The organism is Pontibacterium granulatum (assembly GCF_029961155.1).
In the GTDB taxonomy this organism is placed as follows: domain Bacteria; phylum Pseudomonadota; class Gammaproteobacteria; order Pseudomonadales; family Balneatricaceae; genus Pontibacterium; species Pontibacterium granulatum.
The window spans coordinates 36,861-60,460 of sequence record NZ_JASBRH010000003.1 but is presented as its reverse complement, the minus strand read 5'-3'; the positions used below and the strand labels follow the sequence as shown (position 1 = coordinate 60,460).

Genomic DNA, 23,600 nt, shown 5'->3' with positions numbered 1-23,600 from the left:
CTATTGACGGACGCTTGCAGGGTAGCCTTCACGCTACCGGCAGCTTGAACGGCTGCCCTACAGCCGCATAAATAAACGACGAGAGGTGTGGTTGGCATTAACGTCTTGGTCCCGACCGACTAAACCCGCCTTCATTTAGCATTCGGCTAATCTCTCCCGCTTTCACCGGTTTACTGAACAGGTAACCCTGCGCGATATCGCAATACTGGGTCGCCAGATATTCCATCTGCTCTTCAGTCTCAACGCCTTCCGCAACCACCTTCAGTCCCAAACCGTGCGCCATAGCGATGGCGGCGCTGACCAGCTCGCGGTCGGCCGCATCAACATTGATGTCGTTGACAAAGCTGCGGTCGATCTTCAGGGTGTCGAACGGATAGCTACGCAGGTAACTCAGCGACGAGTAACCGGTACCGAAATCGTCCATGGCGATGCCGATATCCATGCGGCAGAGGGTTTCCAGTGCGCTGTTTATATAACCGTGATCACCCATCAGCACACCTTCGGTAATCTCCAGCTCAAGGTTACGGCCAGAGACGCCGGTTTCGTGCAGTTTTTCCTGTATGAAGGAGGCCAGGTTCTCGTCGCGGAACTGGCGCGGTGAGAGGTTTACGGCGATCTTAAACGGCCAGCGGCGTTGTTTGCTCCACTTGGCTGTCATCTCCAGCGCTTGGGACAAGACGTACTGACCGATTGGGATGATCAGGCCGGTCTGTTCCGCTACCGGAATAAATTCATCCGGAGGGATGCTTCCGAGAGTCGGGTTGCACCAGCGCAGCAGGGCTTCAGCACCAATGATACTGCGGCTATGGATGTCAACCAGTGGCTGGTAGACCACCTCAAGCTCATTGTTGCCCAGTGCACTGTGCAACTGTTCCTCCAGCGCGAGGCGTCGGCTGACACCCATGTTCATCTCTTCGGTGAAGAAGTGACAGGTGTTGCCGCCCTGACCCTTGGATGCGTACATCGCGGTATCGGCGTTGCGCAGCAATTCCGCCGGGCTGATGCCGTTGTCCGGGTAGATCGAGATCCCCATACTGGCGGTGACCACCAGTTCGCGGTTGGCAATTTTGAACGGGTCGCGGAAGCAGTTAAGGATCTTCTCTGCAACCGGCAACGCGTCTTCGGGTTTCTTCAATCCACCCAGCAGCACAATAAACTCGTCGCCTCCTAAACGCCCTACAGTGTCCTGTTCGCGCACGGAGCAGTTGAGACGGGTGGCAGCGTGTTGCAGCAGGTGATCGCCGGTTTCGTGCCCCAGGGTGTCGTTCACTTTCTTGAAGTCGTCCAGGTCGATAAACAACACAGCAATCTGGCTGTCGTCACGCTTGGCATCGCTGATCAGCTGGTCCAGACGGTCGAGTGAGAGAAAACGGTTAGGCAGCTCCGTCAGGTTGTCGTAGAGCGCCTGGTGCAGGATATGCTCCTCCTGCATCTTGTGCAGGGTCACATCCTGTTTTACGGCGAGGAAGTGGCGGGTTATGCCATCAACGTCAATAACCGGCGCAATGTGTGCCTGTTCCCAGAAGATCTCGCCATTTTTTCGTTTATTCTGGAACTCACCCTGCCAGGCCTTACCGGACAGAATTGCTTTCCACAGCTCCTGATAGCGTCTTGGCGGGGTGTTGCCCGACTTCAACAGGCGAGAATTTTGGCCGAGCACATCTTTCTCGGCATAACCGGTGATTCGCTCAAAGGCCTGGTTCACGTATTCGATGTTGCCCTTGGTGTCAGTGATGACAACCGACACCGGGCTCTGCTCGATGGCCTGCGAAAGGGTACGGATACGCTCTTCCGCGCTCTTACGTTCACTGATGTCCTGTATGGTCGCCTGCAACAGTGGTTCGCCATCCACTACCATCCGGCTAAGTAGCACTTCAGCGGGAAAGCTCTTGTCGTTATCAAGCCGTTTGTGTATCCATTCGAAGCGACAGCTACCCTCGTCGTACGCCTGTTGCATCCGTAGCTTGGCCAGTTCGGCAGAGTGCCCACCACAGGTTTGGTTGAGTGTTGAAAACTCGCCTACGACCCGTTGTAACAACATTTCCTTGCTGGAGGCTCCAAACATCCGCAGTGCCGAGTTGTTGCAGTCGATGATCTGTCCCTTGCGCAGTAACAGCACGGCATCGGCGGTGGACTCGAACAGCGTACGATGGCGCAGCTCGGAGTAGGCGAGGGCTTCGGTGCGCTGTTTGACCCTTTGCTCCAGGGTAGCGTTTGCCTGTTTCAGCGCCGCGTCGGTTTCGCGCCAGCGGCGGCTGAAGCGTAGCGCTAGCCACGCACCAATGATGCTGGTGAGGATGATGATGGCGATACCTAGGCTGATAGTTTTCTGCAGCTGTGGCGAGATCTCATCCTGCAGACGATCCATACGCCGCATGAGTTGCAGCGACCAACCCGTATCCAGCTGCAACTGGAACGAAAGCCAGATCAGGTCATTGCTGTCGCGCAGTTGGCGGATGGAGGTGCCCGTTGGCATCCCGATGTTTAAGCGGGCAAACGGTTGTGCCGAAAATGTATCGGGTGCAGCTCCACTTGATGCGATTCGGTTGCCTTCTCCATCGAGTAGCAAGGCCTTGTCGAATGGTGCGATCTTGTCCGGACTGATCATGGCGTCAAGATGGTGGAGATACCGCACACCGCCTAAGTGGGCGATGATGTTGCCTTGGGCGTCAAGAATCGGCAGGTTGAGTGCGACGGCGGGTACACCATCGGCTCCAATAAAACTGTTGGAGATAACCAGCGTCTTACTGCGCCGTGCTTCTTTAAAGTAGGAGCGGCTGGAGAGATTGTATTTTTTCAGCACCCGTTGCACCGCATAGGGGTGCGAAAGGTAGTGGTCGCCTTCGGGGGTCAGTAGAAACAGGACTGAGAAGTTGCCACGTTCACTGAGCTGATTAAGGATGAGGCGTTTAGGCTCATCTACTCCCGGGGGAATACCGTTCAGGCTACGATCGATTTTGCTTTGATCGAGAGGTTGGGTGAACTCAGGGAGTGCGGCGGTGTATTGGAGCAGGTTTGCAGCTTCTTTCAGGTCATCGCTGATCTTGTCGCCGAGCAGGTTGGAAAACTCATACTGGTTTTTGGACCAGCGCTCGATCGCCCACCCTTCCAGCTCGTTACGCAAAAATAACGAAAGCATCGCAACAGCCAGCAGTGCTGGCAGCAGGAAGAGGATGATGATCTGTCGAGACTGCGTTATGCCCATGGCATACTCCGATGGTCGGTGCTACAGACTGAAGGTGGTCTGATTATCTGCCCTGACATTCCGCGATCTTGTCCATAATCGGTGGAGTATATTAGCGAAATCAACAGTTTGAATGTGCTGCGTTAGATCATAATAGTTCTAAAAAACGGCATCTTCCAATGCCCTTTCCCAAATAAAAAAAAGCAGAGCCTGAGCTCTGCTTTGCGGTTGTGAGAGTTGTTGAGTCTGACGATTAACGTTTACCCAAGCGACGGATCGCCTGCGGGGTAAAGTCTTTGTACTTAAAGCGCTGGGTGAAGTCGAATCCGATCCCTTCTTCGTTGGTCAGGCTGCCGACCAGGTAACGTCCGGACTGCAGGTCATACAGCGATTCAGCCGCGATCCACGGTACGTTCACATCGCGGTATTGCAGATGATAGGCTTCGCCCACGCGCCACAGCTCACCGCGGCCGTCATAGTGATCAACTACCGCAATCTGCCAGGTATCTTCATCGATATAGAAGGTACGTTTGGCGTAAATATGGCGGGCACTTTCTTTCAGGGTGGCTTCCACTTTCCACACCCGGTGCAGCTCGTAACGGGTCAGCTCCGGATTGATGTGGCCTGGCTGCAAAATCTCTTTGTACTTCAGCGAGCGATCCGCAAGTTTGAAGTTGTTGTAAGGGATATACAGCTCCTGTTTACCCACCAGTTTCCAGTCGTAACGATCCGGTGCACCGTTAAACATATCCAGGTTATCGGTGGTGCGTTGTCCGTCGGTTGCGGTGCCCGGAGCATCGTAGGCGATCTGTGGTGCACGGCGCACACGGCGCTGGCCGGCGTTGTAGGTCCAGGCCTGGCGTGGCTGCGTGATCTGGTTAACGGTTTCATGCACAAGCAGTACGTTGCCGGTCAGGCGGGCCGGTGCCTGCACCTGCTGTACGAAGTAGAACAGGATGTTGTCCTGATCGGCTGTTTCGCCGTTGAGGTATGTTGGCCAGGACATCTTTTCGTTTATCTTCACCGGTGTGAAGCTACCGTTGGCCTGCACCGGCACCTGTACAAAGGTACGTTCCAGGGCGCCGCCGCGGAAGCGGGTCATATGGTTCCAGATCGCTTCCAAGCCGTTGGCCGGGATCGGGAATGCCACGCCTTCGTTCAGGTTGCTAACACCGTTGCCGTCGGATGTGAGGGCGGCGTTGAGTGCGTTCTCCTTGGTGGAGGCGACGACGCTGTCCGGGATCGATGCGCTGCGGTGGGTTGGGTAGACCTGGATCTTGTAGCTATCCGGATACTTCTGCATCAATGCTTGCTGGCCGGGTGTCAGGTTCGCCTGATACTGGGCCATGTTGTCCGCAGTGATGGTAAACAGCGGTTTTTCGTTGGCATACGGGTTGGTGTACCGGTCATCGCTGGTGGACAGGCCACCGGTCCAGGCCGGAATGGTGCCGGCTGTGTTACCAGCCACTTCGCCACCCATCGGTGTCAGTGAGTCGCCCAGTTTCGCCGCCTCTTCGGCGGAAACGGCGGCGTAGAGTGCTGAGCTGCTCAAAGCCAGAGCCATACCCAGAATCAGAGAGGTAGGTTTGAATTGCATGTGTAAGTCTCCTGAGTATCGGCTGAATCAGAATGAAACCGTGGCGCTGAGCGAGACGAAGTCGCGATCATCCAGTGCGTTGAAGTTACCGCCGAAGAAGTCTGTATAGGACAGCTGTACGCTGTACTGGTTCAGGTAATCGGCAGTCAGGCTCAGACTGACTGATTTCTCACCTTCATTGAAGGCGGCGCCCGGCTGTGGGCCGTAACCGTCCACGCCGTGTTTGAAGCTAATCTGTGGCGACAGGTTCACTCCGGCAAAGACGTCGCTGTAGCTCAGGTTGGCACGTGCCACGTAACCCCAGGAGTCCTGAGTTACAAAGCCTTCGGTGTCACCGGCGGTGTAGCCAAAGGCACCCGGGCGACCATATTTCAGCGCGTTGGCGCCTTCATCCAGGGAGTGCACGTGTGTCCAGGCTACTTCACCGATCAGAGCCAGACGGCTGGCGCCCAATACCTGATCGTAGAACTTGATAAAAGTACTCTGCAGCTGGGTGATGTCAAACTGGGAGAAACCAGAGATTGTTCCACCTGTGCCTGCGTTGGATACCAGTGAATCGGCTGCGGCGTTACCCGATCCCGTGCTGTATTGGTTGACGATGGCGGACACCAGCAACGGACCGTTAATTTGTACCGGTACGTCCCGTCTGTGGCTGATTTCACCGGACCAGGCGATGTCACCGATATTGGTGCTGAAGCTCAGGCCAACAAGCTGGGTGTCTTCCGGATAACTGATGAAATAGGTTGTATCCACCAGTGTGCCAATAGCGGCAACACCGGCTTGCTGGGCTGTGGCACCGCCGCCCAATGCTGCCACATAGGCGGCTGTGAAGTCCGCAGAGGTTGAGGAGGTATTCACCGCGCTGATGACCGGAACCCGACTGTGGTAATTCATCGCATAAAGGCCGAATTCGGTGTAATTGAGATCTTCGGCGAGGTAACGGAATGCGAGACCAAACTGGCCGTCGTCATCTGCTTCACGGCGTCCATCCGCGTTTCGATAGATCACGGGATCGTAACCCAGTGCAGCGGTCGCAACCGTCGAATTGAAGTAGTTTTCATCGCTTAGAGGAAGCGGCAGGCGGATACCGTTACATCCCTCAGCGGCAAAATCGTTGGTAGAGAAGTACGTGCCACACCCGTCCACAGCGGTAGGCTCCCACTCGAGCTGGTAAAAACCTTCTACCGTCAGGCTATCGGTCAGACCGAGGGAGGCAAATGCCATGTTGACTGGCAATAAGCCCTCTTTGATCTCTGCACCAGGGCGACGAAATGCGTTCACATCAATCGGATTAATGGCGTTGATACCACCCTGAATGAAGGTGCTTTCGCCCCAGTTCACCACCTGGCGGCCAACGCGCACATCCAGCGGCTGATCGTTTAGTTCCAGTTCAGCGAATACGTAAGCATCCAGTAGCTCGGCGCCGGAAAACTTGGCGTAATCATTGAAGCCCTTGTCACTTAACGTGGTGCTTGAACCGTAGTCGTTGGTGTTGCCGTGGTTCTGTTCGTTGTCTTCCAGTTCGAAATCGTACCAGTACTTACCACGCACAAACGCCCCTACGTTGTCGTAGCGTAGTTCCAGGTCATGCACTCCTTTCAGCGTTTGGGTAAACGCGTCACCCTCGTCGAAGTTCAGGTCACCGTCGTCGTAGCTGCCGGAGTTGAGACTGGTGGCACTGCCGCCATTTGCGGTGGCAATTAAGTCCGGATCACGATCTGTAGCGCGCCAGCTGGCACCGATGGAGAGTTGGGAGTCAAAGCGACCTTCGATCTCACCCAGTTGAAACTCAACTGCTGAGGCCGAAGTGCTGATGATGGATGTTCCAAGGATTGCCGGTAGCAGTAACTGCTGTTTTGCCGACAACGGAAAACACCCGTTGCGTGAGCGCCGCAAATTTATTGCCATTTCGTTCACCTAAGTTGTTATTTTTTGATTGGGTGAATGAGCTAGAGCGGGGTGGATAGGTCTCGTAGAGCCAGCTTTCCCTTACAGCCGCCTTCTGCTCTGAATTACCGTAAACAGGTAGCGTCTAATACTGGCGGCTAGGTAGTCTTCCTAACAATAACAATTGGCTCCAGATTTAGTGACAAAATGATTCGCGCGAAACTTGCACTGCGCACCAATTCGGGCCATAAATAGTTTCGGTTGATCGGTCTGTGCACGTTGATAGTGCGTGGAACACTATAGAAGAACATCTTTGTTTATGCCTGAAACGAATTAATGAGGGAGCAATGAAGAATAAAAAGACAGTTCCTGCTAACTATGTGCGGCACCTGCTGAGCCAGGCGGAGTCGCAGGGGTATGACGTTATTGGGCTGTTGGAAGAGGTGGGTGTTAATGCCACCGATATTGATGCAGTCGCCGAGTTTCCCGCCGAGACGCTGGGGGTTATGTATCAGCGGATGATGTATGTGGCTCAGGATGAATACTTCGGCATGCTGGGCGGCGGCAAGGTGCCCAACGGCACATTCCGCATGATGTGTCACAGTATCATTCACGCCAAGTCGCTGGAGAAGGCGATCTATCGTGCCAGTGACTTCCACGAGATCTGTCGCGGCTCCAACGTAAAACCCCTGCTGGTGCGCAAGGGCCGCTATGCCAAGGTTTCCATTGCGACAACCCGGGCGTCCGGGTTGGATATCGAAGCGGTACTGAAAAATGAAACCCCGGCCCGTATCCGCACCTCGCTCTCCATGTGGCATAACTTTATCTGTTGGCTGGTGGGGACACGTGTGGATCTGAAAGCAGTCTATTTTGCGTTTCCCGAGCCGGAGGATGCGGAGCACTATCAAAGGCTGTTCCAGTCCGAGGTGCGCTTCTCACAGCACGACAACGCGTTTGTCTTTCCTGCGTACTATCTTGATTATCCTCTGGTGCACAACGATGAGTCGTTGCGCGTATTCCTGAAAACGGCACCGTACCAGCTGATCGCCAGTGTGAGTGACGACAGTTCGCTGAAGTCTCAGGTGGTGGCGTTGCTCGGAAATGATTTCACCCGCGAGGCGCCAAGTGCAGAAGAGGTAGCAAATCGGCTCAATATGTCGGTGTCTACGTTGCGGCGTCGTTTGCTGGAGGAGGACACGTCCTACCAGAAAATCAAAGACGAATGCCGCAAGCATGCTGCGCTGGGGTATATCAACTCGCCGCAGTTGTCGATCAACGACGTGGCGAGTCTGATGGGCTTTGATGAACCCTCGGCGTTTTTCCGTTCGTTTAAGAAGTGGACCGGCATGACGCCAGGTGAATACCGGCGCAGCGAAGACTACCAGCGGAACCTGGCGGTCAGCCAACATGCCTCCTAACCGTTAGAGATTACGCGGAGCCGGCCGGGATCACGCCCGTGGGGCTCCTGCGCTACCTGCCTGACCGGCAATCGTATTTCGGCACATCTTTAAGTTTGTCTTAAGTATTGCCTCTTAGACTTAATCCAGAGTTTAAAGAGGACACAGCGATGTTGCCGCAAGTTGATGCCGATTCTACCTACCATCTTAAGATTCTGGACCGTGATCATCCCCAGCGACGTGCGCTGGAGGAGGCGGTTAGCGGCCGTTACCGCGAGGCATTCGGCGCAGTTATTCCCCACTTTATGGACCACCTGATCGGTTTCTATGGAACAGGGGGCGAGCTTTTAGCGGCCTGCGGCTATCAATCACTGGCAACGCAGCCGGCTTATCTTGAACAGTATCTTGAAGAAAGTGCTGACAAGGTGATGAGCCGCAAAAGCGGATGCCAGATCCAGCGCACGCAGATCGTGGAGATTGGTCACCTGGCCTCGTTTTCCCGCTCGGTCGCCCGGGTGTTTTTTGCTGCCCTGGCAAAGTACCTGACAGAACAGGGTTTCCACTGGTGTGTCAGTACGGTCACTGGACCTCTTTACGCGCTGTTCAAACGGCAGGGGATAGACCCTCTGGTGCTGTGCGATGCACGGGCTGAAGCGGTGGGACAGGATCGGCGTTTGTGGGGGCAGTACTATCAACACCGTCCACAGGTGTGTGGTGGCTCGTTGCGCTTGGGTGCCAGACGGCTGGTGTCAGTGCTGAACTCCATTAAATTGGAGGTCACCGAATGAGCCTGCTCCTTGAGCGTTTGCAGCACTGGTCGGAAACTAAACCAGAGCATCTGGCTCTGCAGGGTGAAGATTGCTGCGTCACGTGGCAGGCGTTGGCCGAGCAGGTTGACGCTGTGGCGGCGCAGATTTTACAGTTGGGTATTCGTCGTCTGGCGCTGCGTGCGGATAACCGCATTGAATGGGCGGTGATCGATCTGGCGGCGCTGGCCAGCGGTTGCACGCTGATCCCTGTGCCTTCGTTTTTTAATGCCGAACAGGTCGCTCACCTGTTGAACGACAGTGGTGCCGATTTTCTACTGGGCGACTGGCCCGGCGCGCACGGCGAGCAGCTTGACACCCGTCTGGCAGGTTTTCCGTTGTGGCGTCGCAGCGTTGAAAATCCGGCTGTGCTGCATGAGGGCACGGTAAAAGTTACCTATACGTCCGGCTCCACCGGGCAGCCGAAAGGCGTGTGCCTGAGTGTGGCGTTGTTGGAATCCGTGGCAGTGAGTTTGCTGGAGACGGTCCCGGTTGCGCAGATTGACCGCCACCTTATGGTATTGCCGCTTTCGACGCTACTCGAGAACATCACCGGGCTATATCTTCCGCTGCTGGCGGGGGTTACCAGCGTGATACTGCCATCGGCGGCTGTGGGCCTGAGCGGCTCGAGCCAGTTTGATCCTGCAATGTTCGCGCGCGCACTTGCGATGACAACCCCAGGCTCTCTGGTGTTGACCCCGGCATTGCTGCAGGCCCTTCTGATGCTTGGGCAGCATCAGCCTGAGTTGCTTGAGCCGGTCCGGTTTGTCGCCGTCGGTGGTAGCAAAGTTTCGCCCGCCTTGCTGCAACATGCCCATAGTGCCGGTGTGCCTGTGTTCGAAGGCTACGGCCTGTCAGAGTGTGGTTCGGTTGTGAGTTTCAACAGCATGTCGGCCCATAAGCCGGGGAGTGTCGGGCGAATATTGCCTCACTGCCAGGTCCGTATTGCAGAGGACGGAGAGATCATTGTCGCTGGTGCATCGATGCTTGGTTATCTGGGCGCCGAACCGGCCGCGGACGAGATTGCAACCGGTGACCTTGGCTACCTTGATGCAGAGGGTTTTCTTCACATTGCGGGGCGCAAAAAGAATCAGCTGATCACCAGTTACGGTCGCAACATATCACCTGAATGGGTAGAGGCCTTTGCTCAGCTGCAGCCTGCATTGCGGCAGTTTGTTGTGTTTGGTGATGCCCGTCCATACCTGAGTGCGGTGGTATTCAGCGAGACCCCGGAGCGGGTACCCGAGGCTATAGCGGCGCTGAATGCCCAACTGCCCGATTATGCCCGTATTGGCGGCTTTGTCCTGAGCGAACAATCCCTGTTTCAGATTCCAGATTTAATGACTGCTAATGGTCGTCCGCGACGGGAGAGGATCGCCGATCTCTTTGCCGAGTCGCTGTCAGACCTGTATGACAATGAGGAGGAGTTCCATGTCATTCTTTGAACGTTTGCAGCAAGAAACCGCAGTGCAACGTCAGCACCTCTTTACAGCCCCGGTCGTCACTGCTTGCCTGCAAGGCCGGATTTCCCGCGAAACCTACATCGCATTTCTGAGCGAAGCTTACCATCACGTTAAACATACTGTGCCGCTGCTGATGGCGTGCGGGGGACGTCTGGGGATGGAGTACGAATGGTTGCGGCAGGCAATTGGCGAATATATCGAGGAAGAGAAGGGACACCATGAGTGGATTCTGAACGATATCCGTGACTGTGACGCCGATGCCCAGGCGGTTGAGCAAGGGCGTGCAGGTATGCCGATAGACCTGATGGTGAGTTATCTCTACCACCAGATCGACCGCGAAAACCCGATCGCTTTCTTCGGTATGGTACAGGTGCTGGAAGGAACCAGTGTCGAGTTGGGCGGGCAGATGGCAAAGCTGGCGCAACAGCACCTGCAGCTGCCGGACTCCGCAATGACCTACCTGACCTCACACAGCGTGCTGGATCAGGATCACATCAAACTGTTTGCAGGTCTGATGAACCGTATCGAGCGGGAACAGGACCAGCAGGCGATTATTCGTGCCGCGAACACCTGTTATCGACTCTACGGCGATATGCTGCGCATGCTGCCGCTGCCGCAGGAATCTGAGGAGGGGCTGAACGATGCAGCTTGAGAACAAATCGGTACTGCTGACAGGTGCCAGCGGCGGTATTGGCAAGGAGTTGGCTCTGCAGCTTGCCAGTGCCGGTGCTCGGTTGATTCTGTGCGGCCGCAATCAACCGGTGCTGCAGGAACTGGTGGCGCGTTTGCCGGGTGAAGGCCACCGCGTGCTGGTGGCGGATATTGCGACCTTGGAAGGTGTCGCAGCGATTGATAGTCATTGCAAGGCAAACGGGTCCGTTGACCTGTTGGTTAACCTGGCAGGTAGCAACCGCTTTGCTCTGATAACGGATCTGCAGCCGGACGATATCGAGAACCAGGTCCAACTCAATTTACTGGCTCCGATTCGTTTGAGCCAGCGAGCACTTAACTGGGCTACGCCACCTAGCATGATTGTGAACGTTGGTTCCACGCTGGGGGCGATCGGTTATCCCGGCTACAGCGTGTACTGTGCATCGAAAGCCGGGTTACAACGTTACAGTGAGGCGTTAAACCGTGAACTGGACACGGAGCGCACCCGCGTGCTCTATGTCGCACCGCGTGCAACGGATACACCGCTGAACGACAGTCGCGTGCGGGAGATGAATCAGGTGCTGGGCAATGGCTGCGATTCACCGCAGTGGGTTGCCAGGCAGATCATCGAAGGTATCCAGCGTGACCAGACCGAACGCTGGTTGGGGTGGCCGGAAAAACTCTTCGTACGCATCAACGCCCTGTTGCCTGCGCTGGTCACCGCCTCTATCCGCAAGCAATACGCTGTAATTTCCCAATATGCACGTAAGTATAAGGAGACTCTTTCATGATCAGATCCGTATGTGCCTCGTTGGTGCTGCTGGCTTCGGTACCGGCTGTGGCCGATGACACCCTGTCCGATGTGCAACATACATGGGCACAGTGTCAGTACCAGACCGCGGAAGATAGCCGTGAAACCTGTTTTACCGACGTGGTTACCGTGCTGGAGCAAGCCGTTGCTGCGCAGCCGGGACGCGCGGATCTGCAGGTATGGCTGGGTATCAGTAAAAGTTCGTTGGCCGGGGCGACCGGAGGCTTAGGTGGGTTGTCACTGGCAAAACAGGCCCGTGATATCTTTCAGCAAGTGATAGATCGTGCGCCTGACACTTTGCAAGGATCGGCGCATACCAGTTTGGGTACGCTGTATTACAAAGTGCCGGGTTGGCCAATTGGCTTCGGTAGCAGCAAGAAGGCAGCACAGCATCTGCAAAAGGCGCTTGAGATCAATCCGACAGGGATTGATGCCAACTTCTTCTATGGCGAGTTTCTGATTGAAGAGGGCAAAACGGAAGAAGCGCGCACCTATCTGACCAAGGCACTGCAAGCACCTGATCGTCCGGGACGTCCGGTCGCAGACAGCGGTCGCCGGGATGAGATACGGGCTGCGCTGGCGAAGCTCAACAACGCCTGATCAAATGGATAAAAAAAAACGGGCTGAGGTTAAAACCTGAGCCCGTTTTTTTGCTGTTTGTGATCAGTCGTCAACACGTGGTGGACGCTTGCCACCCTGTGGACGTTTTCGAGGACCACGGCCCTTAGGACGGTCGTCCTGCTCGTCAGCGTGACGAATGTTCAGGCGCTGGCCACATACGAAGGTGCGCTTCAGCTTCTGGAAGGTCGTCTTTGGCATACCGGATGGCAGATCAACGGTAGAGAAATCATCGTAGATTTCAATCTGACCGATCAGGGATGCAGTGATGTTACCTTCGTTGGCAATCGCGCCTACGATGTTCTTAGGCTGAACGTTGTGCTGGTGACCTACAGCGATCTGGTAACGTTCCATATCCATGTCAGGACGGCCTTTCAGCGGCTTCGCGTTCTTATCGAAGTCACGACGGCGGCCACGACGGTCTCCTCGGTCTCCCCGATCACCTCGGTCCCCCCGATCATCGCGATCACGACGCTCGCGTTCAGGACGCGCCGGTGGCTCTTCCATCAGTAGAGGCTGGTCACCCTGTGCCAGCACTGCCAGCGCCGCAGCGATGTTCATCGGATCGGTATCGTGCTCTTTCTGGTAGTCAGCCAGCAGATCCAGGTATGGTGCGATGTCCTGGTTGTCCAGGGTATCGCTGATACGCTGCATGAAACGCTCTACACGTTTCTCGTTAACGTCACCTACGGACGGTAGGTCCATGCGCTCGATCGGCTGCTTGGTCGCACGTTCGATGGTGCGCAGCATACGGGTCTCGCGTGGTGCAACGAACAGGATCGCTTCACCGGTACGACCTGCACGGCCGGTACGACCGATACGGTGTACGTAAGACTCGGCATCGTACGGGATGTCGTAGTTCAGTACGTGGCTGATACGCTCAACGTCCAGACCACGGGCAACTACGTCGGTACCGATCAGAATGTCGGTTTTACCGCTTTTCAGTCGCTCAACGGTGCGCTCACGCTGCTGCTGAGACATGTCGCCGTTCAGGGCTTCTGCCGCGTAACCGCGGGCGGACAGTTTTTCAGCCAGCTCTTCGGTCGCAGACTTGGTGCGTACGAAGATCAGCATTGCGTCAAACTGCTGCAGCTCCAGGATACGGGTCAGTGCATCCATCTTGTGCAGGCCGCTAACGCGCCAGTATTTCTGAGTGATGGTGGTCGCAGTCGCGGTTTTCGCGGCGATCTTCACCTCTTTAGCGTCATTCAGGTACTTCTGCGCCACACGCTTGATCTGTGGTGGCATGGTTGCAGAGAACAGGGCGATCTGACGTGTTTCCGGGGTGTGATCCAGAATCCACTCCACGTCGTCGATGAAGCCCATGCGCAGCATCTCATCCGCTTCATCCAGCACCAGGGATTCCAGCTTGTCCAGGTTCAGGGAGCCACGACGGATGTGGTCCATAACACGGCCTGGCGTACCCACGATTACCTGTACTCCACGACGCAGCTGACGCAGCTGTGTTTCGTAGCTCTGGCCACCGTAGATCGGCAGAACATGGAAGTCCGGGATGTATTTCGCATAGCTCTGTAATGCTTCCGCAACCTGGATTGCCAGCTCACGGGTTGGAGCCAGCACCAGCAGCTGTGGCTCGCGACGGCTGAAGTCTAGACGGGTCAGCAGAGGCAGGGCGAAGGCTGCGGTTTTACCGGTACCGGTCTGTGCCATACCCAGCAGATCAGAACCTTCCAGCAGCGGTGGGATACTCTCCGCCTGAATTGGGGAAGGTGTTTCGTAACCAATCTCGTTAAGTGCACGCAGAATAGGCTCTGCAACCCCAAGAGAGGTAAAAGTCGGCTGGGTGCCAGATTCGGACATTAAATGGATACCTGTTATGCAATAAAAGAGACAATTGCTCGCAGAGGGAGCCTGTCAGGAGTGGTGTAAAGGCGCGAATTCTACAGTAAGAGTTCTGTAAATGTCCAGTTGAGACCGTGAAAACACCCATTTTGTGGGACTTTTAACGGAAAGTGAGCCATGTTCAGCCGGTTTTTGTAAACCGATGGGGTATGATGGCGCCTGAAAATAATCCAACAGGAATCGGTTTCAGTGAAGATTCTGCTGTTTTCCGCGTATGACGCGGCCAGCCATATCTACTGGCGCAAAGGGCTGGTGGAACAGTTTCCCGAGCACGACTGGCAGGTACTGACGTTGCCGCCACGCTACTTCGCCTGGCGCATTCGTGGTAACAGTCTGAGCTGGGCGTTCGGCGAGCAGGAGCTCCTGACCCGGGACTTCGATCTGATTATCGCCACCTCCATGACCGACCTGTCTGCGCTGAAAGGGCTGGTGCCCAAACTGGCCTCTATCCCCACACTGGTGTATTTCCACGAAAACCAGTTTGCCTACCCCGAGTCTGGGCGAGAGTTTGGCTCGGTCGAACCCAAGATCCTCAACATCTACACAGCACTGGCCGCAGATCGGGTGCTGTTCAACACCCACTACAACCGCGATACCTTCCTGACGGGGGCCCGGAAACTGCTGAAAAAGATACCGGATCAGGTGCCTGCCGGGGTGATCGACCGCTTGGAAGCGCGATCTTCCGTGTTGCCGGTGCCTTTGGCGGACAATCTGTTTGAGCCAGTGGTTAAGCCTGCGGACATTGCCTGGGATGACTCACCGTTGGCCGGTCGTCCATTGCGTTTGGTCTGGGCGGCACGCTGGGAGTTTGATAAGGGGCCGGATCGGTTATTAGCCATTCTACGCATGTTGGAGCAGCAAGGTGTCGATTATCGTCTCTGTGTATTGGGTGAGCGTTTCCGCCATAGCCCGCGGGATTTTGACCTTATCGAGTCGGAGTTTGCTCACCGGCTGGACCAGTTTGGTTATGCTGAAAGCCGGGACGAGTACCTGAGCTGGTTACGGGCCGGGGATCTGTTTCTGTCGACCGCAACCCATGAGTTTCAGGGGCTGTCGGTGCTGGAAGCAGTCGCGCTGGGTTGTATGCCGGTATTGCCAGGTCGCGAGGTGTATCCAGAGCTGTTTGAACAGCAGTTCATCTACCGGGATTGTGGCGATGATCTGGAGGCCGAAGCGAAAGCGGCGCTGGATCGGATTGTTGGCTTGGTGGGGCAGTTGAAGGATGGAAAGGTTACCGCACCTGATATCAGTGGATTGAGCTGGAGTGCGCTACGGGCGGATTACCAGAAGGCCATAGAAGCCACGTTGTAGGGCAGCGTTCACGCTGCCAGCAGCCTAAAGGCTGCCCTACAGAATCCCAATCCAATGAACAAAACAGGGCAGCTATCCGATCAATTATCCAACAACCGATGCAGCAGGCACTTCACCTCGGTTGGTGAAAACGGCTTGTCGATCAGCGCATCGATACCGCAGTGGTTGATGTGGCTGAGCTTGGTTTCGTCCTGCTCGGAGGTCACCATTAACACCGGCAGCGACGACAGTCGGTCGCTGTTACGGATATAGGCGGTCAGCTCGGCACCGTCGATGTTCGGCATGTTGAAATCGGTTACCACGAAATCCACATCGGTTTCCGTCAGGGTTGCGATTGCTTCCGCACCGTCTTCCGCCTCGATAATATCGTTCACGCCCAGGTTGCCCAGTACGCGGGTGATCATCTTGCGGGCCATCTTGCTGTCATCCACAACCAGTGCTTTTAACGATGTAATGTCATAGTTTTCCAGCTCCAGTTCTTCCGGAGAGAGCAGCTCAACGGTGGCGCTCAAGGCGCTATTCAGGTGCTGGCGGCTAAACGGTTTTGGCAGGATGGCAATGACGCCGGATTGCTTGAATACTTCCAGCTGTGCCAGGCGGGTTTCGCTGGTTACCAGCATAAACGGGGTGCCTGCGCACTCGGAAAGACCACGGACCTCGCGCAGCAGATCGAGCGCTGTGCCGTCTTCAAAATAGAGCGCGCTGGCGATCAGATCGGGCTGGATCGCGCTGATACTCTGCAGGGCCTCGGCAATCGTGGCAGCCTGATCAATCGCTGTCACTTGTTCGTGCTTCAGCTCATTTTCAATGACCTTGCGTTGCATGGCCGAAGGCTCAACCAGCAGAATATTCAGGTCACTCTGCGACAGACGCTCCATTAATACAACCTCAAAAAGTGTGCTATTCGCTTGGGAATCATAAACATAGCCTAAAACGGCGTGTATTAGAATGCGGATGATCACCGCGATCCGTGACATTTGTGTTGCGTATGCTGTTATCGGCTCAGGACTGCTATGCTGAAGCGTAGATTTCCTACGACAGGAGAAAAAGGAATGAAAAAGCTGTTGTTAGCCTGGTTTTCCGGGGCGATGCTGGCATGCAGTGTTGCTCAGGCAGATACCTCCATTTGGCAGGTCGACAAGGATGGCGACCGGTTGTACCTGGGTGGGACAATTCACGTGCTGTCGGCAAGCGATCTACCGCTGCCGGCTGCCTTCCATAACATCTACGACAACACCGATGTGCTGGTGCTGGAAACGGATATTGAAAAACTGACACATCCGGAAAACGCCATGCGTTTACTGACGATGCTCAGTTATACCGATGGGCGTGTGCTGAAAGATGTGATCAAGCCTGAAACCTACAAAATGCTGGAAGAGTACGCGGCTAAGGAGCGGATTCCGGTACAGACGTTTGACCGCCTTACACCGGCAGGTGTGGCGCTGACCGTTTTAAGCCTTGAACTGGCTAAGGCGAAGATCCAAAACGAGGGGGTGGACAAGATTTTCTATGCCCGCGCCCTGGCCGGTGGAAAGCCCGTGGTTGGCTTGGAGACGGTCGATGAGCACCTGACCTATGTGGCAGGCATGGGGGACGGAGTTGAAGACCAGTTTATCACTCAGACCCTGGCTGACGCCGACAAAACCCGTGAGGGGCTGCGCACCATAATCGATGCCTGGAAAACAGGTAACGTGGAAGCGCTGGAACAGGCGGTGATCAGTACCACGCCCAAGGATTATCCACAGTTGTATGAAAAACTACTGGTGGAGCGTAACAATAACTGGATGCCACAGATTCTGCAGATGTTCGATACACCAGAACAGGAGTTTGTGCTGGTCGGAGCGGCTCACCTGTTGGGGCCTGAGGGATTGCTCAAGCAGCTGGCCGATCGTGGTTACCAAATTCAGCAGTTGCAGTAGTCAGATCGAGTTCACCTGCCTGACCCGGGTGCCCGCTCGGGTCACCCCTATAAGCTAATAACTTATACTTTTCACCGTGCCCACCGCTCTTTAGAATCTGGACTGTCGGAATTTTAGAAGTGCCAGGTTATATATGAGCCAAGATGTCTTGCCGGATGCGCCGCAGTTTTATGCCAGCCTGAGCGAAGTCCTGAGCCTGATCAATCAGTCCAGCAGTTTTACCGATGCCTTCCCGTTGGTTGAGCATGCAATCCTACGTCTGTTTAAAGCGGAACGTATCACCGTTTACCAACGTAACCTGGCCAGCACCGATATTTTCTCCCGCTGTAAAAGCGGTGATGACCTCACCGAGATTCGAGTACCGGTGAGCACCACCTCAATCGCCGGCTATGTGGCGTTTTCCCGTAAGCCGCTGCTGATCAAAGAGGTGGAAGACGATCAGGAGCTGAAAAAGATCCATCCCAACCTGCGCTACAACAACAGCATTACTGCCAACATCGCGTTCCAGTCGAAATCGATGGTGGTGGTGCCGATTGAGCACAAGCAGGTGCTTCTGGGGGTGTTGCAGATCATTAACCGCGTGGAAGGCGGTAGCTTCGACAAAAACGATCTGCAAAAAGCGGAAGCGTTTGCCCAGCGTCTGGCGCAGAAGTTTCGTACCGATTTTGGCTGTACCAACGGCCCCTACGAATACCTGCTCAACGAGCAGCTGCTGGAACCCTATCAGCTGCAACACTTTATCAAGCAGTCGAGCAGCGCGTATCCGCTTACCCGTCTGCTGCGCAACAACGCCAAGCTGACCTCGCAACAGATCGGACGTTCGCTGGAAAGTTATTACCAGGTGCCGTTTGTCCCTTACGAGCCCGATCATTACCGCATCCATCCGGTGTGCGAAAACATCAAGCTTAGTTACCTGAAGAGCAATAACCTGGCGCTGCTTACCGACGGTCACAGCGACGATCAGGTCATTATTCTGATCGATGACCCGAACGATACCGCCCGCGTGCTGGCTGTCTCTCATCTGCTGGGAACGCGTAAGGTCCGTATCTGTGTCGGGCTGGTGGATGATATTCACCAGTACCTGGGTTTGGCTGCATTGGGATTCCAGGACAGCAACGAAGAGACCGATGAGGTCGAGCTGTTGGCCAGCAGCGGTGATCGGCTGGGTGAGATCGAAGAGATTGACGAGCTGGACGGTCAGGGCTCCGACGTTGTGCAACTGGTGAACCAGCTGTTGCTGGATGCCAAGCGCTGGGAAGCCTCCGATGTGCATATCGAGCCGGGCAAAGGACGCGAGCCTACCCGCGTACGCTTGCGTATCGACGGTGACTGCCAGGAAAGTATTCAGATCCCGGCCAACCACACCCGCGCCATCATCTCACGTATCAAGATCATGGCGAACATGGATATCTCCGAGCGCCGCATCCCACAGGATGGTAAATTCAGCGTTCGGATTCAGGGGCGCGAGCTTGAGTTTCGTGTGGCCACGCTGCCAACGGTTAACGGTGAAGCGATGGTGTTGCGACTGCTGCAAAGCGGCGAGCCAATTCCGTTTAGTCGCCTTAACTTTAACGCCCGCAATGCACGTGAACTGCGACAGCTACTCACCCGTCCACACGGACTGTTGCTGGTGGTAGGGCCGACCGGTTCCGGTAAAACCACCACGCTGCACGCGCTTCTCTCTGAACTGAACACGCCGGATCGCAAGATCTGGACCGCCGAAGACCCGGTGGAGATCACCCAGTCCGGCCTGATGCAGGTACAGGTGCGACCGAAGATCGGCCTCGACTTCGCCGCTGCACTGCGCTCCTTCCTGCGTGCCGATCCGGACGTGATCCTGATCGGTGAGATGCGTGACCGTGAAACGGCCAAAGCAGCCATTGATGCAGCACTGACCGGTCACCTGGTGCTGTCGACTCTGCACACCAACTCCGCACCGGAAACCATCACCCGCCTGCTGGGGCTGGGGCTTGATCCGGATAACTTTTCCGAAGCGCTGGTGGGCGTGGTGGCACAGCGTCTGGTGCGTAAACTGTGCAGCAGCTGTAAGCAACCGTACCAGCCAAGTGTTGAAGAGGTGGAGCTGCTGGTGCGCAAGTCCGGCGACTCCAACCTGCTGCTCACCCCCCAGTCCACGCTCTACAAACCGAAAGGCTGCTCCGAGTGTGGCAACACCGGTTACCGTGGGCGTATGGCGATCCATGAGTTGCTAGTGTCCAGCGACAAGATCCGCGAACTGATCAACCTCAACGCCGATGTGGGGCAGATCAGCCGTCAGGCGATGGAGGAGGGGATGACCACCTTGCTGGCGGACGGTGTGGATAAGATCCTTGCCGGTGAACTGGATTACCATCAGCTGAAGCGTGTCGCGGCGGACTAAGTCCGATCATCATCACAGGGAGACGCAGGGATGAACCAGCGCAAGATCCGCATACTGTTTGGCCTGGTTGTCACTCTGCTGGTGTTGATCCCGGTCCTCACCGGCAACCGTCCGTTGTTGCTCGAACGCTTCGAACTGGACCTCTACGACCTGCGCCTGCAACAGACCCTGGTGAACGAACCCGACCCGCGTATCGTAATCGTCGACGTGGATGAAAAAACCCTGGTAAAGGAGGGACGCTGGCCCTGGAGCCGCGACAAGGTGGGCGCACTGGTTGATCAATTGTTTGAGCAATACGGCGCAGCCATCGTGGGGTTTGACGTGGTGTTTTCTGAGCCCGATACCCAGCTGAGCCAGTATACCCTGCAACAGATCTCGGAAGGCAAAGCGGATCTGAGCCTGAAGGAGCTGCTTAACCTTTCCACCTACCTCTATCCCGATCAACGTTTTGCGAGCGCGATTGACTCGCGGCCGGTGGTGTTGGGCTTCCCGTTTGATCATGGCACCCTGGTGAAGTCTCATACCCAACAGCTAGGCGCCATTGCCGCGCCGGTTGTACCTGCCATGGAACAGATGCAGGAGCTGCCGATCCCCACCGCGCAGGGGGTGATTGGCAACCTGCCTCTATTGCAGGCCCGTACCCTCTGGAGTGGATTCTTTGATAACCCGTCGGTGGATGCCGATGGTGTGTATCGGCGGGTACCGTTGCTGCAGCGTTACCAGGATCAGTACTACCCCTCTTTGGCTTTGGCGATGATGATGGCGCTGTTTGGTGAAACCGAAGTCACATCCGTGCTGGAAGCGGATGCCTCCGGCGAGCTATACGCGATCACCGCTGTAGATGTGGCGGGTATCCCAATTCCGGTGGATGAGCGCAGCAACGTGTTGGTGCCATACCGTGGTGAGCAGGGCAGTTTCCCTTATGTTTCCGCCACCGATGTACTGCGCGGCACAGCTGATCCGGCCACGTTGGACGGTGCCATTGTGCTGGTGGGGACCACCGCCGCGGGATTGTTTGATCTGCGTGTAACACCGATGAGCAATCGCTATCCGGGTGTCGAAGTGCACGCCAATATCCTATCCGGCATGCTGGATGAACGTATCCGCCATCAGCCTGACTACACCGTGGCGGTCGAACTGGTGCAGCTGCTGATCAGTGGTTTGCTGATGTCGATGCTGATCCCTCGCCTCTCTGTGACCCGCGGCGCGATCCTCACCGCGATCTGGGCGAGTATGCTGGTGGTGCTCAACTTCTACGCCTGGACCGAGCTGATGTGGGTGATCCCACTCGGTTACACCCTGGCTCTGGTAGTGTTGCTGTTTATCTTCCAGCAAACTACCGGTTACTTCTTCGAAACCCGCAACCGTATGCAGCTGGCCAACGTGTTTGGGCAGTATATCCCGCCGGAGATTGTGGACGAGTTGAACACCGAAGGCGCCGAAGCCCAACTGCAGGGTGAAAGCCGCGATATGACCGTGTTTTTCTCCGATGTCCGGGGATTCACGGGCTTGTCGGAGTCTCTCTCCCCACAACAGCTCACGCGCATGATGAACGTTTACCTGACACCGATGACCCAGGTGATTCACGGTCATCGCGGCACGGTGGATAAGTACATCGGCGATGCGATCATGGCGTTCTGGGGCGCACCGTTGGCTGATCCTGAACACCCGCGCCACGCGCTGGATGCCGCCATGCAGATGCAGGCGGAGATCCACAACGTGAACAACTTGCTGCGCCGCGAAGGCCTGCCGGAGATCGAAGTCGGTATGGGCCTCAACACCGGCGAGATGAACGTGGGCAACATGGGCTCCAGCTTCCGTATGGCCTATACAGTGATGGGCGATGTGGTAAACCTCGCTTCCCGTCTGGAAAGCCTGACCAAGTTCTACGGTGTATCGGTGCTGGTGAGCGGCGAATTGGTTGAGCGGATAACGGAATACCGCTTTATGGAGCTGGACCGTGCACGGGTGAAGGGGCGTGCTGAACCTGTCGTGTTGTATCAGCCGTTGGGCGTGGCCGCCGAGTTAGATGCCGCTGTGCTGGCTCAGGCTGAACAGTTTGAAGCGATGCTTACCGATTACCGTGCGCAGCGCTGGGACGAGGCGTTGGAGGCGTTGGGCGCCCTGAATGCTGAGGTGATCAGTGAGACGTTGATTCGTTTGTATCGAGACCGGATTGAGCAGCAGATGCATGTGCCATCCGAAGGTTGGGATGGGGTGCATAATCATGATTCGAAGTGATTAACCTGCGCGACCCGTTATCAAGCTGCGCAGGACAGCCTTTAGGCTGCCGGCAGACTAAAGCCTGCCCTACAGTATGCATAGGTTGGCAATGTGCCAATTCATCGGACTCGTTCCCACGCTCTGCGTGGGATCGCATACGTTACAGCACACGTCCTACCTTCCCGAAAGCGGTATGGGTTCCCACGGAGGAGCAGGGAACCAGGTAGAACTCGTTCCCACGCTCTGCGTGGGAATGCATACGTTACAGAACACGTCCTACCTTCCCGAAAGCAGTATGGGTTCCCACGGAGGACCATGGGAACCAGGTATTGTATATGTAGGGCACCCCTTTAGGGTGCCGGCAGCCTGAAGGGCTGCCCTACAACGGATGTCGGAAATACCGATCAATCCGGAAGCGTTACATTCACTTCCAGAACAGAGCAATCATCATTGCTATCCAGCTGCACGCTCACCTGATCCTGATCGATCGATACGTATTTCTTAATCACGTCGATGATCTCCTGCTGCATCTGCGGCAGGTAATCCGGATTGTTACGCTTACCGCGTTCGTGCGCGACGATGATCTGCAGGCGTTCCTTGGCCAATGCCGCGGAGGTTGGCTCCTTTTTGCTGCGGAAGTAATCAAAGAAGCTCATTAACGGCCTCCCAGAATTCGCTGGAAGAAGCCTTTCTTAGGTGCCTGCAGGAAGCGGTGTTCCAGCTCTTTACCCAGCAGACGCTGTACTGCGTCGTCGTATGCCTGACCGGCATCCGCGTCAGAATCCAGAATGACCGGTACACCGGCGTTGGAGGCTTTCAGCACCGCTTCGGATTCCGGGATGACACCCAGCAGCGGGATCGCCAGAATCTCTTCTACGTCAGACACGCTCAGCATCTCGCCGGCTTCCACACGGGATGGGTTGTAACGGGTCAGCAGCAGGAACTCGTCTACCGCTTCGCCACGCTCGGCGCGGCGGGATTTGCTCTGCAGGATGCCCAGGATACGGTCGGAGTCACGCACGGAAGAGACTTCCGGGTTGGTGGTCACGATCGCCATATCGGCGAAGTACAGCGCCATCTGCGCGCCTTTCTCGATACCGGCCGGGGAGTCGCAAATGATGTAATCAAAGCTTTCAGACAGCTCGTTCAGCACCGCTTCCACACCTTCCTGGGTCAGTGCGTCTTTGTCGCGGGTCTGGGAGGCCGGCAGCACGTACAGGTTGTCGGTGCGCTTATCTTTGATCAGCGCCTGGTTCAGGGTCGCTTCCTGCTTGATCACGTTGACGAAGTCGTACACCACGCGGCGCTCGCAACCCATGATCAGGTCCAGGTTACGCAGGCCCACGTCAAAATCGATCACAACCGTTTTAAAGCCGTTCAGGGCAAGACCTGTACTGATCGCTGCACTGGAGGTGGTTTTACCGACACCGCCTTTACCGGATGTCACAACAATAATCTTGGCCAATCTATATCTCCTGGGTGTCGCTTGT

17 protein-coding genes are annotated in these 23,600 nt (G+C 55.9%); 10 read left to right on the top strand and 7 right to left on the bottom strand.

Going from position 1 to position 23,600, the window contains the following annotated elements; all coding sequences use genetic code 11:
• Positions 1–97: 97 nt before the first annotated feature.
• The 3 genes from QKW35_RS03580 to QKW35_RS03570 all read right to left on the bottom strand — a co-directional run bounded on the left by QKW35_RS03580 (position 98) and on the right by QKW35_RS03570 (position 6,689).
• On the bottom strand, positions 98–3,205 hold the full coding sequence (locus QKW35_RS03580; RefSeq protein WP_282350807.1) for an EAL domain-containing protein: 3,108 nt from the start codon (positions 3,203–3,205) through the stop codon (positions 98–100).
• A 232-nt stretch (positions 3,206–3,437) separates the two neighbouring features.
• On the bottom strand, positions 3,438–4,781 hold the full coding sequence (locus QKW35_RS03575) for a DUF1329 domain-containing protein (protein ID WP_282350806.1): 1,344 nt from the start codon (positions 4,779–4,781) through the stop codon (positions 3,438–3,440).
• Positions 4,782–4,808: 27 nt separating this feature from the next.
• Complete coding sequence (locus QKW35_RS03570; protein WP_282350805.1) at positions 4,809–6,689, bottom strand: DUF1302 domain-containing protein; 1,881 nt, start codon at positions 6,687–6,689, stop codon at positions 4,809–4,811.
• A gap of 326 nt (positions 6,690–7,015) precedes the next feature.
• Between QKW35_RS03570 and QKW35_RS03565 the strand changes: the two genes are divergently transcribed.
• From QKW35_RS03565 to QKW35_RS03540, 6 genes are all read left to right on the top strand, one after another.
• On the top strand, positions 7,016–8,086 hold the full coding sequence (locus tag QKW35_RS03565) for an AraC family transcriptional regulator (protein ID WP_282350804.1): 1,071 nt from the start codon (positions 7,016–7,018) through the stop codon (positions 8,084–8,086).
• A 149-nt stretch (positions 8,087–8,235) separates the two neighbouring features.
• Positions 8,236–8,853: a thermostable hemolysin gene (locus QKW35_RS03560; RefSeq protein ID WP_282350803.1), complete on the top strand. Its 618-nt coding sequence runs from the start codon at positions 8,236–8,238 to the stop codon at positions 8,851–8,853.
• On the top strand, positions 8,850–10,316 hold the full coding sequence (locus QKW35_RS03555) for an AMP-dependent synthetase/ligase (protein WP_282350802.1): 1,467 nt from the start codon (positions 8,850–8,852) through the stop codon (positions 10,314–10,316). The genes QKW35_RS03560 and QKW35_RS03555 overlap by 4 nt, the downstream gene beginning before the upstream one ends.
• Entirely contained in the window at positions 10,303–10,986 is a 684-nt protein-coding gene (locus tag QKW35_RS03550; protein ID WP_282350801.1) for an iron-containing redox enzyme family protein, read from the top strand. Before QKW35_RS03555 ends, QKW35_RS03550 begins: the two co-directional genes overlap by 14 nt.
• Entirely contained in the window at positions 10,976–11,776 is an 801-nt protein-coding gene (locus QKW35_RS03545; protein WP_282350800.1) for an SDR family oxidoreductase, read from the top strand. Before QKW35_RS03550 ends, QKW35_RS03545 begins: the two co-directional genes overlap by 11 nt.
• Entirely contained in the window at positions 11,773–12,396 is a 624-nt protein-coding gene (locus tag QKW35_RS03540; protein WP_282350799.1) for a tetratricopeptide repeat protein, read from the top strand. The genes QKW35_RS03545 and QKW35_RS03540 overlap by 4 nt, the downstream gene beginning before the upstream one ends.
• A 63-nt stretch (positions 12,397–12,459) precedes the next feature.
• Here the strand turns inward: QKW35_RS03540 and QKW35_RS03535 are convergent, their stop codons facing one another.
• Entirely contained in the window at positions 12,460–14,235 is a 1,776-nt protein-coding gene (locus tag QKW35_RS03535; protein ID WP_282350798.1) for a DEAD/DEAH box helicase, read from the bottom strand.
• A gap of 231 nt (positions 14,236–14,466) precedes the next feature.
• On the opposite strand from QKW35_RS03535, the gene QKW35_RS03530 reads away from it, so the two are divergent.
• The gene (locus QKW35_RS03530; RefSeq protein WP_282350797.1) at positions 14,467–15,588 is read left to right on the top strand and encodes a tRNA-queuosine alpha-mannosyltransferase domain-containing protein; all 1,122 of its coding nucleotides are present in this window, start codon (positions 14,467–14,469) and stop codon (positions 15,586–15,588) included.
• Positions 15,589–15,668: 80 nt separating this feature from the next.
• Here QKW35_RS03530 and QKW35_RS03525 read toward each other — a convergent pair whose 3' ends face one another.
• On the bottom strand, positions 15,669–16,466 hold the full coding sequence (locus tag QKW35_RS03525; RefSeq protein ID WP_282350796.1) for a response regulator transcription factor: 798 nt from the start codon (positions 16,464–16,466) through the stop codon (positions 15,669–15,671).
• A 174-nt stretch (positions 16,467–16,640) separates the two neighbouring features.
• Between QKW35_RS03525 and QKW35_RS03520 the strand changes: the two genes are divergently transcribed.
• The 3 genes from QKW35_RS03520 (at position 16,641) to QKW35_RS03510 (ending at position 22,128) form a co-directional block, all read left to right on the top strand.
• Positions 16,641–17,507, top strand: a complete 867-nt coding sequence (locus QKW35_RS03520) for a TraB/GumN family protein (RefSeq protein ID WP_282350795.1) — start codon at positions 16,641–16,643, stop codon at positions 17,505–17,507.
• Positions 17,508–17,640: 133 nt separating this feature from the next.
• A complete protein-coding gene (locus QKW35_RS03515) occupies positions 17,641–19,887 on the top strand; it encodes a GspE/PulE family protein (RefSeq protein ID WP_282350794.1) in 2,247 nt (748 codons plus the stop codon).
• A 30-nt stretch (positions 19,888–19,917) separates the two neighbouring features.
• Positions 19,918–22,128, top strand: a complete 2,211-nt coding sequence (locus tag QKW35_RS03510; RefSeq protein WP_282350793.1) for a CHASE2 domain-containing protein — start codon at positions 19,918–19,920, stop codon at positions 22,126–22,128.
• 386 nt (positions 22,129–22,514) lie between these two features.
• Here QKW35_RS03510 and minE read toward each other — a convergent pair whose 3' ends face one another.
• Together minE and minD are read right to left on the bottom strand one after the other, a co-directional pair.
• Positions 22,515–22,766: a cell division topological specificity factor MinE gene (gene minE, locus QKW35_RS03505; protein WP_282350792.1), complete on the bottom strand. Its 252-nt coding sequence runs from the start codon at positions 22,764–22,766 to the stop codon at positions 22,515–22,517.
• Positions 22,766–23,575 carry a septum site-determining protein MinD gene (gene minD / locus QKW35_RS03500; protein ID WP_282350791.1) on the bottom strand — a complete coding sequence of 270 codons (810 nt, stop codon included), beginning with the start codon at positions 23,573–23,575 and terminating at the stop codon, positions 22,766–22,768. The genes minE and minD overlap by 1 nt, the downstream gene beginning before the upstream one ends.
• Between the last annotated feature and the right edge of the window lie 25 nt (positions 23,576–23,600).